General features: G+C 37.1%; 13 protein-coding genes. 6 read left to right on the top strand and 7 right to left on the bottom strand.

The genetic code is table 11. From position 1 onward, the window contains the following. Positions 1–361: 361 nt before the first annotated feature. Complete coding sequence (ccsA, locus tag CDOMF_RS07315) at positions 362–3,442, top strand: cytochrome c biogenesis protein CcsA (protein WP_260951356.1); 3,081 nt, start codon at positions 362–364, stop codon at positions 3,440–3,442. Position 3,443: 1 nt separating this feature from the next. Continuing rightward, entirely contained in the window at positions 3,444–3,902 is a 459-nt protein-coding gene (locus tag CDOMF_RS07320) for a fatty-acid--CoA ligase (protein WP_260951357.1), read from the top strand. A gap of 2 nt (positions 3,903–3,904) precedes the next feature. Here CDOMF_RS07320 and CDOMF_RS07325 read toward each other — a convergent pair whose 3' ends face one another. Genes CDOMF_RS07325 through CDOMF_RS07340 form a run of 4 tightly spaced genes read right to left on the bottom strand, consistent with a single transcriptional unit; the run spans position 3,905 to position 7,571 of the window. Beyond that, the gene (locus tag CDOMF_RS07325; RefSeq protein ID WP_170000894.1) at positions 3,905–4,390 is read right to left on the bottom strand and encodes a phosphatidylglycerophosphatase A family protein; all 486 of its coding nucleotides are present in this window, start codon (positions 4,388–4,390) and stop codon (positions 3,905–3,907) included. Positions 4,391–4,403: 13 nt separating this feature from the next. Continuing rightward, entirely contained in the window at positions 4,404–5,585 is a 1,182-nt protein-coding gene (locus CDOMF_RS07330; protein ID WP_249934155.1) for a sulfate adenylyltransferase, read from the bottom strand. After that, positions 5,566–6,456 (bottom strand): response regulator, encoded by an 891-nt coding sequence (locus CDOMF_RS07335; protein ID WP_260951358.1) that lies wholly within the window; start codon positions 6,454–6,456, stop codon positions 5,566–5,568. The genes CDOMF_RS07330 and CDOMF_RS07335 overlap by 20 nt, the downstream gene beginning before the upstream one ends. Further along, positions 6,453–7,571, bottom strand: a complete 1,119-nt coding sequence (locus tag CDOMF_RS07340) for a bifunctional 2-C-methyl-D-erythritol 4-phosphate cytidylyltransferase/2-C-methyl-D-erythritol 2,4-cyclodiphosphate synthase (protein ID WP_260951359.1) — start codon at positions 7,569–7,571, stop codon at positions 6,453–6,455. Before CDOMF_RS07340 ends, CDOMF_RS07335 begins: the two co-directional genes overlap by 4 nt. Before the next feature lie 105 nt (positions 7,572–7,676). Between CDOMF_RS07340 and thiC the strand changes: the two genes are divergently transcribed. The 4 genes from thiC (at position 7,677) to CDOMF_RS07360 (ending at position 12,480) form a co-directional block, all read left to right on the top strand. Further along, complete coding sequence (gene thiC / locus CDOMF_RS07345; protein ID WP_260951360.1) at positions 7,677–9,011, top strand: phosphomethylpyrimidine synthase ThiC; 1,335 nt, start codon at positions 7,677–7,679, stop codon at positions 9,009–9,011. Then, positions 9,001–10,101, top strand: a complete 1,101-nt coding sequence (locus CDOMF_RS07350; protein ID WP_260951361.1) for an Mrp/NBP35 family ATP-binding protein — start codon at positions 9,001–9,003, stop codon at positions 10,099–10,101. The genes thiC and CDOMF_RS07350 overlap by 11 nt, the downstream gene beginning before the upstream one ends. A 368-nt stretch (positions 10,102–10,469) precedes the next feature. Further along, positions 10,470–11,090 (top strand): hypothetical protein, encoded by a 621-nt coding sequence (locus tag CDOMF_RS07355; protein ID WP_260951362.1) that lies wholly within the window; start codon positions 10,470–10,472, stop codon positions 11,088–11,090. Between the two features lie 190 nt (positions 11,091–11,280). Beyond that, the gene (locus CDOMF_RS07360; protein ID WP_260951363.1) at positions 11,281–12,480 is read left to right on the top strand and encodes a 2,3,4,5-tetrahydropyridine-2,6-carboxylate N-succinyltransferase; all 1,200 of its coding nucleotides are present in this window, start codon (positions 11,281–11,283) and stop codon (positions 12,478–12,480) included. 43 nt (positions 12,481–12,523) lie between these two features. On the opposite strand, the gene CDOMF_RS07365 is transcribed toward CDOMF_RS07360, so the two are convergent. The 3 genes from CDOMF_RS07365 to CDOMF_RS07375 form a co-directional block, all read right to left on the bottom strand. After that, positions 12,524–13,321, bottom strand: coding sequence for an alpha/beta hydrolase (locus CDOMF_RS07365; RefSeq protein WP_260951364.1), 798 nt, complete (start codon positions 13,319–13,321; stop codon positions 12,524–12,526). 1 nt (position 13,322) lies between these two features. Further along, positions 13,323–14,048, bottom strand: coding sequence for a radical SAM protein (locus tag CDOMF_RS07370; protein WP_442863500.1), 726 nt, complete (start codon positions 14,046–14,048; stop codon positions 13,323–13,325). Positions 14,049–14,115: 67 nt separating this feature from the next. Continuing rightward, the gene (locus tag CDOMF_RS07375; RefSeq protein WP_260951365.1) at positions 14,116–15,216 is read right to left on the bottom strand and encodes a GGDEF domain-containing protein; all 1,101 of its coding nucleotides are present in this window, start codon (positions 15,214–15,216) and stop codon (positions 14,116–14,118) included. Positions 15,217–15,277: the final 61 nt, after the last annotated feature.

Consider the following 15,277-nt stretch of genomic DNA (forward strand, 5'->3'; position numbering starts at 1 on the left):
CTATTATCTTATACAAAGCTCGATATATTAGTAATCTTGACAAAAGTAGTATAAATTTTATATATAAGAAGTAATAAATATTATATTTATTATTATAAATAAATATAATATTTGCTATACTTTTTGACTGAATTGCTCTATTTAAATTATTTTTTATATTTTAAGCCAAGAAATAATAACAAATATTATAAATTAATAAAATAAGAATATTTTAAGCCAAAACAAATAACTTTAAAGTATCCTTTTGCTAGATATTTATTACACTAACGATTATTCCAGTAATTAGAAATTTATTATATAGTAACAAATATTTAAAAAAATATTGCTATAATTTTGCGCAGCTAAAATTAAAAGGATTCTAATGAGAGGCATTAAATCTCTGTTTTTCAGTATGACGTCGGCTATAGTTTTGTTACTAATATTCGCTATTGCAAGCGGTATTGCCACTATAGTAGAAACCGTTTATGATACAAAAAGCGCCTGGGCTTTAATATACGGGGCTACATGGTTTGCGCTTATTCAGTTGCTTTTGGGTATAAATTTGGCATACAATATTTATAAATATAAACTTATGGATATGAAAAAACTGCCTGTTTTTATATTTCATCTAAGCTTTTTATTTATGCTGCTTGGCTCTGCCATGACTAGATATCTAGGATTTGAAGCAAATATGCATATTAGAGAAAACACAACTCAAGATAGGATGTATGAGATGGGTTCAAGGCTTGAGATGAAGACTCAAAAAGATGGAAAAGAGTATAAAGTTTCCATTCCCAAGCAGATAAATGCCGTAACCCCTCATGAATTTAACATAGATCTGGATGTAGGCGGACAAAAAGCCAATCTAAAATATAAAGCATTCTATAAAAATGCAGAATTTGAATACTATGCGGCCAATAGCGGAGATCCTCTTATAGAGATTGTGGTATCTGATAGTCAAAACCGTGAAGATGTAGGGCTCAAACCGGGAGACGTCAGAGAGCTTGGCGGGGTAAGCTTTGCCTTTAATGCCGATCCTACACTGGAAAGATTTGTTAAATTCGAGTATAAAGATGGCAATTTTACAATGACTTCAAATCATAATGTAGGCTACTTCATAATGGCAACTAACGAAAAAGGAGAATATGAGGCTAAAAAACTTACAGAATTTCTTCCTATGCAATTATATACCATAGGAGATATAAATTTCGCTCCTAAAAATATCCTTAAAAAGGCTCAAAGAAGACTTGTAAGTAAAGGCGGACAATTTGACGCTTTAGTTGCCGATTTAAGCTTTAATGGAGAGAGTAAAGAGATTATACTTTATGAAAATTACATTATGCCTGTAGTCCAAACTATAGGAGGTCAAGAATTTACAGCATCTTGGGGGGCTAGAGAGATAATTCTTCCATTTTCTCTACATCTTAAAGATTTTGAGCTCAAGAGATATCCGGGCTCAAATTCGCCTATGAGCTACGCAAGTGAAGTTATAGTAAAAGATCCTCAGGCTGGAGATTATGATTATAGGATTTATATGAACCACGTTCTTGATCATGCAGGATATAGATTCTTTCAAAGCTCTTATGATAAAGATGAGCGTGGCACAATCTTATCTGTAAACAAAGACCCTGGTAAAATTCCAACCTATATAGGCTATTTCTTGCTTGGTCTTGGACTATTTTTTAACGTAGTAAATCCACATAGCAGATTTAGAAAATTGGCAAAATATATAAATGAAGATGCAATCAAAAATACAGCTAAAGCATGTATTCTGGCTTTCGCATGTATTTTTGTAGCTCCAAAAGCAAATGCTATGAATGTTGCTATTAAAATAGATGAAAACCACGCAAAAGAATTATCAACCGTAGTGGTTCAGAGTGCCGATGGGCGTATGAAGCCTTTTGATACTGTAGCAAGAGAAATTTTAAATAAAGTCTACAAAAAAGACATAATAAACGAAGCAAACGCAAACCAAATTGCACTATCTATGATGATAGACGCTCCTTACTGGAGAGAGATGCCTATAATAGCAGTTCACAATAAAGAACTAAAAAAGATAATAGGAATAGACGAAAACGCAAAATATGCCAAATTTAATGATTTTTTCGAATATGACCGCAATACCACAAGAAGCTCTTATAAACTAACCAAATACGCAGAATCTGCAAGCCGTAAACGTCCTGCAGAGCGTGGAACCTTTGATAAAGACGTGCAAAAAGTAGATGAGCGCTTAAACATCCTTTATATGGTATTTGTAGGCGAAATTTTTACAATGTTTCCAAAAATAGACGATCCTAACCATACGTGGTATGCTCCTGCAAGTGCTATGATGTATTTTCCTAAAGAGGAGCGCGAGCCTATTAGCAGAATACTACAAGAATACTTCTCGGGAGTAAGCGATGCATTAAATAGTGGAAATTGGAGCGTTCCAAATAGGGTTTTAGCAGAGATTAAAACCTATCAAGAGGAGCACGGCAAGGCTGTAATGCCAAGCAAAGAGCGTATAGATATGGAAATTTTATTTAACAAATATAAGATTTTTCAATCATTAATACCTATATATCTATTTGCAGGATTTGGACTATTATGTTTTGTATTTATTAAAATGGCTAAACCAAGATTAAATATAAATTGGATGTTTAAAATCGTATATTCTGTAAACATCTTAGCGTTTTTAGCCCACACCGCAGGACTTGCATTGCGTTGGTACATCTCAGGACACGCGCCTTGGAGTAATGCTTATGAATCTATGATATATATAGCTTGGGCTCTTGGCCTCTCTGGTATAGTATTTTCAAATAGAAGTCCTATTTCAATGGCGCTTACTTCAATACTCGCAGGCATAACTCTTTTTGTAGCACATCTTAGCTGGATGGATCCGCAGATCACAACGCTGGTTCCTGTTCTTCAGTCGTATTGGCTTACAATCCACGTTTCAGTTATTACCGCCAGCTATGGTTTCTTAGGGCTTTGTTCTCTTCTTGGTATGTTTGTACTTGTGCTATTTATTCTACAAGGCAAAAAAGAACATAAAGAGATGTCAAGAAATATCCTAGAAGCTACTCGAATTAATGAAATGGCTATGATTTTAGGACTTAGCCTTCTTACTCTTGGTAACTTCTTGGGCGGTGTTTGGGCAAATGAGAGCTGGGGAAGATATTGGGGCTGGGACTCCAAAGAAACTTGGGCCTTGGTTTCTATACTAATATATGCCGCAGTATTACATATAAGATTTATTCCGAAGCTAAATAACCAATATGCATTTGCAGTTACATCTATGTTTGCTTACTGGTCTATTATCATGACATATTTTGGCGTAAACTTCTACTTAAGCGGTATGCACTCATATGCCGCAGGAGATCCGGTGCCTGTGCCTGACTTCGTATGGATGAGTGTAGTGGTAATGTTTGCAGTGTCAATTCTGGCATATTTTAGAAGACCTGAAAAAATGGCAAAGCTATAGAATGGGTGAAAAATCTCTATTTATTGCAATAATTTTGGTAGCAGTATTAGTCTTTGTAGGCGTTCTGCTACTACTCTTTAAATCCAAAAACAAAAATCAAGAACCACAAAAAAAGAATACAAAATCCCCAAAAGCCGATGAAGATGTCACCTTTAATCAGCTTTTAGGGATCATATCTAATCCAAAGTCAACTAAAAACGAACTATTTGGCGCCCTTAAAATTTTCACAGATCAATTTAGTATACCACCTAAAAACAATGGGCAATTGCCAGATCTTGCAAAAAGTTATCTTAAATTCATACTTATAATGGCAAGCCACAAGAATGCCGATGCTAAACTAATAGCGTTCATGAGCAATGAGATTAAAAAGAAAAATCCAGAATATGCAAGAGAGATTGAAATATATGAAGAAGAGGGAAGATTAAGGCGAAAAAGGCAATATCAATCTTCGCCTTTTTAAATCTATCTAATAGAAATCAGCCAATCTGTTCCTATTTCAAGCTTAATCAAAGCTCCATAGCACATAGCACTTAAAAGACCTGCGAAAAAGCCCGCTAGCATATCATCACCCATCACTCCAAGCCCGCCTCTCACATCTCTATCGACTCTGCCGATAATAGAAGGCTTAACAATATCAAAAATCCTAAAAAACAGAACAGATAATATAAAGCTAAGCCATGAAGCAGAGCTCATTGAAATAGCAAGCCAAACACCAGCAACCTCATCTATGACTATGCTTTTATCATCGTGTACACCGGTTTTTGCCTCGTAGTCGTTTATTACGTTTATACTTGCTGCAAAAATCAAAATAGAAGCAAGAAAAAGCGTCTGATCGGATAAAAATATAAGTATAAGATAGGCAAATACTGCGGCTACCAGACTAGCTACAGTTCCCGGAGCCTTCGGACTAAGTCCGGTATAAAAAAAGGTCAAAAAAACTTTTTGCATAATTTTCCTTTTACTAAGTAAGTGACATAGTCTGATATAGCTGCATCAGCTCTTCATAAAATTCGCGCTCTGTGTGTTTCTCCAAAAGGCCGTTACTAGGAAATAGATCGTCATATAATTTTTGAAGATTTTTGAATCGATTCGGAAAGAGCTCACTCAAAATCATTGAGGATATATCGCGTCTCATCAAGATCGCAGGAGGTAAAATTCCCTCATTTAAAAGAGATTTTAAGGTGCTCGCATGATATTTTATATGGTGATGCTGACCGTGCGGGCAAGTTTTAGTGCTTACTATTGTTCTGCACTCATTGCAATATACAAGCTCTGGCAAAATTACTATCTCAAGTTTTAAAATTTCCTTATATCGCTCAAGCACAGTATGAACCACGTTATGATCATAAAACATCCCTATTCCAGCGTGGTTTTGCCCTACTACAAGTTTATCTGCGCCAAGGCTATTTGCGGCGATACACTCAAGTGTCGGATTCATATGCGCGCTAAATAAATTTGAGTTTTCAAAAGGTACTATTACAAGACGATTTCTAGGCAGATAGTTTTGAGCAAAATACTCCATTACCCGCCTTTTAAGATCAAATTTAAGCTGCCAATCGCTACTATAGCTTTTAAGCAAAAACAGTAGCACTAAATCGGCCTTATCTATAGTCATCCTAATAAGCCTCTCATGAGCCCTATTAAACGGTTCCGCAGTCAGCATTATCGCTGTAATTTTTTGTGCGTTTGACTCCTCTTGTATCCTCTTTATCTGCTTTTTTACATCACTAAAAGTAGAGCTATAAATCTCAACCTCACCGCTAATAGCGAGTTCACCACTTTGATTGACTTCATTTTGAATCATCTCATTTGCATGAAATATATTATTTATCCTATTTTTTTGATCGAATTTAAATATGGTATCAACAATAATATGTCCTACAATTTTATTATCTTTTATAAGCTCGATCTTATCGCCACTATTTGCGCCTCTTAAACACTCCTGATTTCGCTTTCCAAATGGTGCGAATATAAAACTGTAAGGCATCGGTTCGTTGTTTAAAAATCCTGTCTCATAGACCTCATTAGCCTCTTTTTCGTTCATCAAGCGGTTAAATTTGCTAAAAATTTGGTTTCGTATAAGCTCAAGCGCGCCATATGCCTCATGGTTTATTAAAATCGTATTATTTTTTCTTGACGACATCATATCTCTTTCTCTTTTCCCAAAGCGATTTTCGCGAAATCCCAAGCTTCTTGCTAAGCTCGGTGTCAGGATAGTTCTCTTGGTAATTAACGATAATATGCTTGATATAATCATCAATCGTTAGAATTTCATCTATCTGGAAATTTTTCTCATCGGTAGTGATGTTTAAAATCTCAAAATTTGCAGTCTCATTCGGATTTGTCGAGCTAATGATGAGCTTTCGTTTCATTGCGAGATTATAAATTTTGTTTTTATCATCGCTTCTTAAAATTTGAAAATTTGAAAAATACAAAAGCGCTCTGGGATTTTGCGCCGCGATAGCTTCAAAATCGGTATTTTGCTCAAGCGGGATAAATTTAAAGGATAAATTTAGAGCCTTTGCATACTCAAACACAAAGTTATCGGCGTTTAAAATTTTATTGCACTTTATGAGCATAGGAAGCTTAAATTTCTTAAAGTCAAAATTTAGATTAGAAGCTGCCTTGAAATGGTAGTTTAGATAGTCCTGATATGTCCTTATAAAGCTTTGAAGCCTCTTAAACTCTTCAAAATGCTTAATCTTTCGCACAAGCTCTTCTATCATAAAAGGCTTTTGGATATAGTCGCTTACGCCCGCTTTGATCGGGTTTGAAACCGTATCGTTACTGATATAAGTGATGAGGAGGATAATGATAGAGCTTTTAAATTTATGAATGATTTTGTAAAAATCCTCGCCCGGCAATGTCGCAGAAAGCAGCACCACATCGAAGTATTCATCCTTAAGACCCTCTTTAACCGTCCTTGCTATCTCGCACTCATAACCTAGATCTCCAAGCTTGGTTGCCATGCTCTGAGCTAAGTAAATTTCATTTTCTACTATTAAAACTCTCATATCTGTGTCCAATCATAATATCTAAGACTTGCCGTTACGCTTGCGGCTATGCCCTCGCCGCGCCCGACAAATCCCAATTTCTCCGTAGTTGTAGCCTTTACGTTTATCCTGCCTGCGCTTATATTTAGAGCTTCTGCAATATTTTGAGCCATTTTAAGCTTAAAGGCGCTTAGTTTCGGAGCTTGTGCCATGATAGTTATGTCGGCATTTACAAGCTCAAATCCGACACTTTGAACAAGCCTGTAAGCCTGCTTTAAAAGCCCTATCGAATCAGCCCCCTTGTATTTATCATCGGTATCCGGAAATAGTTCGCCAATATCGCCTAAAGATGCGGCGCCCAAGATAGCGTCTATCAAAGCGTGAGTTGCCACATCGCCGTCTGAATGAGCCTTGAACTTAAATTTATGCGGAACTTTCTCTCCACAAATTGTTACGAAATTTCCCTCTTCAAAGGCATGCACATCAAAGCCGTTGCCAAAATAAATCTCGTTTTTTGGCGCTTTTAAGCAAGGAATTTTGGCTAAGTCCTCTTTAAAAGTGATTTTTCTAGCGCTCTCTTCGCCCAGCACATACCAAATTTTAGCCCCGGCAGCCCTCATGGCAGAGCTATCATCTGTGTAAATTTGATCTCCCTCTATAGCCTTTTTAAGTAAGGCTGTGCGCGAAAGTTGCGGGGTTTGCACGAGCTTAACTCTGTCTCTGTCGATAATGTCATCTTCAAAATAAACAGTATCTGCGACCTTGAGCACAGGCACGACGCAGTCGGCGTTGTTTAGCCCTTCAATTATCTTTGAAAGCAAATTTGCACTTATACAGGGGCGAGCGATGTCGCTAACGAGTACAAATTCGCTACTTACCTCTCTAAGAGCGTTTCGTAAACTCTCCTGGCGTGTAACCCCACCACGCACGAAGCGATAATGTGGCGCAAATTTACTCATGTAAGCATCTTCGTTGCTAGCTATAATTATCTCTTTAAACGGATAATGCGAGCTTAAATTTTTAGTCGCAAAGAGCCATAGCGGTTCGTCTCCTATGCGCAACCACTGCTTTTTTACCGGCATTTCAAACCTAGTTGAATTCCCGGCTCCAAGCATCACAAGGGATATATCAAACAATTTTTATCCTTTTTATAAAAAGTGTTACGATATTATACACTCAAAAAGCTTTTTTTTATCTTTTTTTGAGTAGTATTATTTCTATTTTATTTAGGAGTATCCCTGATGAGAAAAGATTGGATAAAAGAGCGTTTGAACGACAAAACACCGACACAGATGTATTATGCTAAACGCGGGATAATAACAAAAGAGATGGAGTATGTAGCCAAAGTCGAAAATTTAAGCGCCGAGCTAGTGTGTAAAGAAGTAGCAAAAGGCAGCATGATCATACCTGCGAACATAAACCACACAAATTTAATCCCCATGGCGATAGGAGTTGAGTCCAAAACAAAAGTAAACGCCAATATCGGCAACTCAAGCCTAGCAAGCAACATCGATGGCGAGATAGAAAAACTTGAAATTTGCCTAAAATATGGCGCAGATACCGTTATGGATCTCTCAACCGGCGGCGATCTGGACGCCATAAGAAGAGCTATCATAGCTAAATCAACCGTGCCTGTAGGAACGGTGCCTATGTATCAGATCATACATGATGTGGGTAAAATCGAAAATTTAGACATTGACACTATGCTAAAAGTGATAGAAAAGCAAGCTCAGCAAGGAGTGAGCTACTTTACGATACATGCGGGATTTTTGCTTAAATTTATGCCACTAATCGCAAAACGCAAAATGGGCATAGTAAGTCGCGGCGGAAGCCTAATGGCAAGCTGGATGATGCACTATCATAGAGAAAATCCATTCTACGAAGCGTTTGATGAAATTTGCGATATCTGCGCCAAATACGACGTAGCGCTCTCGCTTGGAGATAGTCTGCGCCCGGGATGTTTATATGACGCCACCGATGAAGCGCAACTAAGCGAACTAAAAGTGCTTGGCGAGCTAACGCTTAGAGCATGGGAGAAAAACGTGCAGGTCATGGTCGAAGGTCCAGGTCATATACCTTTAAACGAAATTGAGTATAATATGAAAATAGAACAGGAGTTTTGTCACAATGCGCCGTTTTACGTGCTTGGACCGCTAGTGACCGATATCGGTGCTGGGTATGACCACATCACATCGGCTATCGGCGGAACGCTTGCCGCATATCACGGAGCTAGCATGCTATGCTATGTAACGCCTAAAGAGCATTTAGGCTTACCAAACGCGGCAGACGTAAGAGACGGCATCATCGCTCATAAGATCGCAGCACACGCAGCAGACGTGGCTCGCGGACGAAAAGGCGCGATAGAGCGCGACCATGCGATGAGCGACGCTAGGTATAACTTTGACTGGAACAAGCAGTTTGAACTGGCACTTGACCCTGATAAAGCACGCGAGCTGCACGATGAAAGCTTGCCGCAAGATGTCTTTAAAGAGGCTGAGTTTTGTTCTATGTGCGGGCCAAAATTTTGCGCATATAAAATTTCAAGAAATATTATAAAGGAGACAGATGTTAAGTAAAGAACAAGTTATCGAGAGATTAAAAGGGGTTATTTATCCCGGATTTGACAAGGATATCGTGAGTTTTGGATTTGTCAAAAACGTAGAAATCGGCGATAAAATTTTAGTCGAAGTTGAGATCGTAAGCTCAAATCCGGACATAGCAAAAGAGCTAAAAGTCGATATCGCAAGGGTTCTTGGCTCAAACGAAGCGGTTATCAACATAATTCAGCCAAAAATTCCGGACGAAAAGAGCAACAGTCAAAGCGGTAAAAATATCGCTCCTCAAATCAAAAATTTCGTCATGGTAAGCAGCGGAAAAGGCGGAGTTGGCAAATCAACCACAACGCTAAATTTAGCCATCTCCATGGCAAAACTTGGCAAAAAAGTTGGTGTTTTAGATGCCGATATCTACGGACCAAACATCCCTAGAATGCTTGGCGAGATAGGAACCCAGCCACAAGTCATAGGAAACAAGCTAAAGCCTATCTTAACTCACGGCATCGAGATGATGAGTATGGGCGTGCTTATGGATGAGGGCACGAGCCTTATCTGGCGCGGATCTATGATAATGAAAGCTATCGAGCAGCTGCTAAAAGATGTCATTTGGAGCGAGCTTGACGTGCTATTTTTAGATATGCCTCCGGGAACCGGTGACGCGCAGCTAACTCTAGCTCAAAGCGTGCCGGTAACAGCTGGAATTTGCGTAACAACTCCACAAGTTGTCGCACTTGACGATAGCAAAAGAGCGCTTGATATGTTTGAAAAACTTCATATCCCGATAGCCGGCGTTGTAGAAAATATGAGCGGATTTATCTGTCCTGAAAGCGGCAAAGAGTATGATATATTCGGCAAGGGAACAACAGAAGAGATAGCAAAAGCATATAAGACTGAGGTTATCGCCGAAGTGCCGATCGAGCCTGCCGTGCGTGTGGGTGGCGATAGCGGAAAGCCTATAAGCTTTTATGAGCCAAATTCCGTAACCGCAAAACGCTATGAAAAAGCCGCGGCTCGCCTTTGGGAGATAATCGAAAATATAAATAACGATGGCGGAGCCGATAACTCATCGATCCAGCCTGTAATGGACGGCAAGAGCGCTTGCTCGAAGTAAAATTTGGGAGAAACTTATCTCCCAAATTTATTTTTTTACATACATATCTAATCAATGCTTTTTATAGCGATATATTCAACTAAAAACTATTCCAGCCAATAAAAGTGAACAATAAGTACAGCATAGGAAAATAAAACAACTATAATATTTTAAATCAGAGAATTATTGCCAAAAAGTATCAGAATTAAAAAATACCCTATAATTAAAACCAAATGAGTATATTTCTCAATTGCATTTGATAAGCTAGAAGTAAAAATCAATATAAAAGATATACTGATACAAAAATAAAAAATTGATAATTTAGAATACAATAAGTTAATTTGATATAAAATTAATTATATTTATAAAAACTTGCCAAAGTGAATAATATGCCTGAGATTTCAAAAAGTATAAAAAATATACTACGCTTTGTATCTTACATCTTAATTGCCGTTTCTTTATTTTTATATGCAACATTTATATTAACTTATGAAAGAGTTTATGGTATAGAATCATTATCGTTTTATAGTTTGAAAATTTTTATAGTTTGTGCAGTGATGTGGATGTCAATTTTTGGACTTGTTTTATTATCAAGTGGAATATTTTTATATTATAAAAACAAGCCTGAACAAAAAATACTTTATCAAACTTCAATACCTATATTAATTGCTTATTTTATTATGATTCTTTTTGGCGGATATTTTGCTTGCCGTGAAGACAACATAATAGATCCCAATTGGTTTTTATTTTTCCTTGTATCAGTGGTATTCTCAGCTAGCATCGGAGCAGTATATGCTAAATATATAGAAACAAAAAATAAAAATTTGATTCTACATGCAACAATACTTATATTTATTATGCACATGATCATAATATGGCTTTTCCCGCAAATTTACGCCAAGGCTTTTGAGGTATTCTTTGTATCCAAAAAAATAGCTGCAACTAATATAGAAATTTATTTAGAGCAAAAAAAATATATGGTTGGACGGAAGGCTTATTCTAAGAGATAGTGAAATTGCTCATGTGGATTTTTATGAAAATAATACAGTGAAAAGAAAAATAGTAAATATTAAAGATATAGTTATACTTCCAGAGCCTGAAAATAAATTAAGCAGATTAATGGATTCTACAAGATAATTGAATTTAGTCTTAAACAATATTTCGTTAAACTTCACAAAAATAATTTCACAAGGAGTAAAAATGCCAAAAGAGTTTAAAACAGCCGACGAATTTAAAGAATTTTGCGAAAAATTTAGAGCCAAAAAAGGTTATAAAGACCCGGTTGCGTTCGCGATAGCGCGTGTTGATAGAGGTCAGCTAAATAAAGACAAAATTTTGCAAGCAAGCTATGCGGTGGTAAATTACAAAGAGAGCTTTTTGTCAGCCGCAGCACTCATCTACGCGCTTGAAAAATGCGGAGTGGAAGTTGATTTCAGTGATAGCGAATTTGTAGCCGAATTTACTCCAAAAGTTGCCAAAAAGGCGAGCAAACTCTTTAGTGTATTTGAAAACGAGCTTGAAAAACATAAAAACGTGCAAGTTTTACACATGATAAAGCATGCTTTTGAAGAGGATTTGGAAAATAACGAGGATAAATTTAAGATCGCTTTTATGTTTGAAGACGCCAAGCCAAAGAGCGTTGAGATCGTATATCTTAAGCTTTATCTACTCTCTTTAAACAAAGCTCCGCTTCGAAGCCTCGTGCTTGACGGAGCCTTTGGAGTGCTACCAAACGTAGCATGGACAAGCCGCAACATCCCTATCGAGCTTGAGTGGCTTCGCAAAAATGAAATTTGGCTAAAGATGAGCGGAGGATACCCTGCGATCGTAAGCATTGATAAGTTCCCGCGCTTCTTAAGCCACATCATTCCAAGCGACAACACAAGAATTCTTGATAGCGCAAAAGTTCGTTTAGGCGCTTCTATACATCCTGGCACTACGGTAATGCCGGGTGCTGCGTATGTGAATTTTAACGCGGGCACAACGGGCTCTGTTATGATAGAAGGTCGCGTAAGCAGCTCGGTCGTAGTCGGTGAAGGAAGCGACGTGGGCGGAGGCGCAAGCATCCTTGGCGTACTAAGCGGCACAAACGGCAACCCTGTAAGCATCGGCAAAAACTGCTTACTTGGCGCAAATTCGGTCACCGGAATTCCGCTTGGCGATAAGTGCATAGTCGATGCGGGAATCGCGATTTTGGAGGGCACAAAGGTGTTTATAAACGAAGCCGAGCGAGCTAAACTAAACGAGATAAATCCAAATTTCAAATTTGATCGCGAAATTTATAAGGGCTTAGAGCTAGCAAATCTTGACGGACTTCACTTCCGCCAAAACAGCCAAACAGGTCAGATCACTGCAAGCGCAAGCAAACGCGCGATCAAGCTAAACGAAGCACTTCATTAAAATTTTCTTTAACCCGCTTAGCCCACAAGCTGGGCGGGTTAAGCTATCTGCTTAAAATTTCTTCTAAATTTTGCTCAAATTCGCGGTTATAAAGTATATCGTTATGACCTGCCTCAATCTTGTAAAATTTATCATCAGGCTTTAAATGCTTGGCTAGTTTATAGGAGTTTGATATCTCTATAAGATCGTCAAATTTGCCGTGGATTATCGATATTTGCGTATTTTTTGCCTCATTTATGAACGAAACGGTTGGAATTTTATACTTCACTATAAATTTTGGCACGAAAAATACCTTTGAGCTGGCTAGCTCGTCAAATTTAAAATAAGGCGCCACCAAAACCAACTTAGGCACTTCAAATTTGCTCGCGATATTTGCCGCAAGCCCGCTTCCAAGCGAATAGCCAACAAGCGTGATATCCTTTGCGTTAAACTTCTCGAGCACTCTTGTCATCATCGCGTGAGCATCACTCATGAGCTCGGTTTCGTTTCTTATCTCGCCGCTACTTTTACCGTAGCCTCTATAGTCAAAAACGTAAAAATCATATCCGAGCCTTGTGTAAAACTCGCCAAATTTGCCCCAGCCCTTAAGCGAGCCTGCGTTGCCGTGAAAAAACAAAACCGCGCCCTTTGGCTTGCTCGCATAAAAATGAAGTCCGTTTAGCACGGCACCATCTACGTTTAAATTTATCTCTTTAAATTTAGCGTTAAATTCGAATTTAAACCCCTCATCAAGCTTGCTTGGCACGAACAAAAGTCGCTCCTGAAAAAAGTAAAGAAGCGCCAAAACAAGCAGATAAACTCCAAAAAACAGAGCTAAAAATCTAAACAAAACAGAACTCATCTTAATCCTTAAAACATATCTTGTAGTTTGCCTTTTGCTCGCTTAAAATCTCCTCTAAATCGGCTGCAAGATCAGTCCAGTAAGAGTTGTCACCAAAAAGATAAATTTGCTTATAAAGGCTTAAAAGATGTGGGAAATTTCGTCCTATAAAGGCTAAAATTTTATCTTTAAAAGCAGGATATAAATTTAGCCTATCAAACATGATCTCATCAGCTATGTCGCTGTAATCCTGCGCAAATTTAACGGCGGGCGTGATAGCAGGAAAAATAGGAGCTACAAATAAAAATGTCTTAATACCCTGCTCTTTTAGCGTCTTTAACGCATCCAAACGCTCGCTAATCCTGCTTGCTCTTGGCTCAAAAACAGCTCGTAAATTCTCATCAAGCGTAGAAAAACTAAGCCCTACTCTTAAATTCGGCATAGTTTTAAAAAGATCGATATCACGCAAAACCAGCTTGGATTTGGTTAGAATTTGCAAATTTACATTTGAGCTACTAAGAATTTCTAAAATTTTACGAGTGTTTTTAAATTTGGCTTCAAATGGGCTATAGCAATCCGTAACCGAGCTCATGAAAATTCGCTCACCTTTATAAGTGCTTAGAAATTTCGCCAGAGAATTTTCATCAAACTCCTTAACATCTACAAATTCGCCCCAAGCTTCAGCGTGTCCGCTCATCTTTTGCATAAATTCGGCATAACAATAAATGCAAGCGTGCGGGCAACCCACATAAGGATTAATAGTGAAGTTAAAGCCTGAAATTTTAGAAGAAGAGATAATGTTTTTTGTTTGAATTTTAGATATTTGCAGTGTTTGCTTCTTGTTTCAGCATGCTCATGTCAACAGTCTCTCCTATTACGCAGTTCTTGCCACTTCTTTTGCCCATATAAAGTAGCTTATCGGCTTTTTGAATAGCCAGTATTATATCAATTTGTTGAGTCATTCTTGCATAAACAAATCCAAAAGTTATAGAAGTTCTGGTTTCAATTAAATCAAACTTAAATTTGTATCTGTGTATTTTTTCCCTTAAACGATTTAGAACAAATTCCGAGTTTTTAAAATCTGTATTCAAAAGAGCGATCAAAAACTCCTCGCCTCCCCATCTACAGGCATAATCATCTTTTCTAATATTGGATTTTATAATATTTGAAACTATTTTTAATACTTCATCCCCGGCCATATGACCAAAGTCGTCATTAATTCTTTTAAAATCGTCCAAATCGCCAACTACTATACTCGAACCGCCATCACAATTTATTATTTTTTCACACACTGTATTTTCAAAACCACGCCTATTGTAAAGTCCCGTTAAAAGATCTTTATTTGCAGCTATCTGTAGCCGTTCTTGCTTTTCAAGAATATCTATATAAGCCATTGCATTAAGAATTTTTAATAATTTCGATAAAAATATTAAAGAAATGATAATTAAAGCAAAGTTAAATATATACATAGCTTCTGATTCAAAATTTTGAATTATAATTTGATCTTTAAAATATATATATAAAAATAAATAAGCAGTCGCCTGAGTAATAGTAATAATATGACTTAAAAACTTATTACTAAAATTTATAAAAAACGCTATGGACACAAGTGCAAGTGTGATATTTTGGAATCCATAACTCCAACCAAGACTCAAAGTACATATAAAAGAGTGCAAAAATATTTCTATTTGTGTAATGGTGAGAGTTAATTTTACATTTTGATATTTTTTTATAATATATATAGCGTATACATACAAACTAATGCTAACAATATTCATACACGCAAGGTCTATTTTGTCTATAAACAAAAATATAAACAAATATAAAGCATGAGCTACTATAAGTCCTACTAGAGCAATATAAAAACTTTGATTAATATCCGAATTATTTAACAGCCTATCTAAATTAATACTCATTCTTCCAATCTTATATTTGATTTTGCCGTATATCAAAAAATATATTGAACATTCATTATAT

Origin of the sequence: Campylobacter sp. RM16187, from assembly GCF_025319965.1 — a bacterium.
Lineage (GTDB): Bacteria > Campylobacterota > Campylobacteria > Campylobacterales > Campylobacteraceae > Campylobacter_A.

Bases quoted from the DNA above. Each gene is read 5' to 3' on its own strand.
- ccsA (WP_260951356.1), top strand. From the start codon at position 362: ATGAGAGGCATTAAATCTCTGTTTTTCAGTATGACGTCGGCTATAGTT.
- CDOMF_RS07320 (WP_260951357.1), top strand. From the start codon at position 3,444: ATGGGTGAAAAATCTCTATTTATTGCAATAATTTTGGTAGCAGTATTA.
- CDOMF_RS07325 (WP_170000894.1), bottom strand. From the start codon at position 4,390: ATGCAAAAAGTTTTTTTGACCTTTTTTTATACCGGACTTAGTCCGAAG.
- CDOMF_RS07330 (WP_249934155.1), bottom strand. From the start codon at position 5,585: ATGTCGTCAAGAAAAAATAATACGATTTTAATAAACCATGAGGCATAT.
- CDOMF_RS07335 (WP_260951358.1), bottom strand. From the start codon at position 6,456: ATGAGAGTTTTAATAGTAGAAAATGAAATTTACTTAGCTCAGAGCATG.
- thiC (WP_260951360.1), top strand. From the start codon at position 7,677: ATGAGAAAAGATTGGATAAAAGAGCGTTTGAACGACAAAACACCGACA.
- CDOMF_RS07350 (WP_260951361.1), top strand. From the start codon at position 9,001: ATGTTAAGTAAAGAACAAGTTATCGAGAGATTAAAAGGGGTTATTTAT.
- CDOMF_RS07355 (WP_260951362.1), top strand. From the start codon at position 10,470: ATGCCTGAGATTTCAAAAAGTATAAAAAATATACTACGCTTTGTATCT.
- CDOMF_RS07360 (WP_260951363.1), top strand. From the start codon at position 11,281: ATGCCAAAAGAGTTTAAAACAGCCGACGAATTTAAAGAATTTTGCGAA.
- CDOMF_RS07365 (WP_260951364.1), bottom strand. From the start codon at position 13,321: ATGAGTTCTGTTTTGTTTAGATTTTTAGCTCTGTTTTTTGGAGTTTAT.
- CDOMF_RS07375 (WP_260951365.1), bottom strand. From the start codon at position 15,216: ATGAGTATTAATTTAGATAGGCTGTTAAATAATTCGGATATTAATCAA.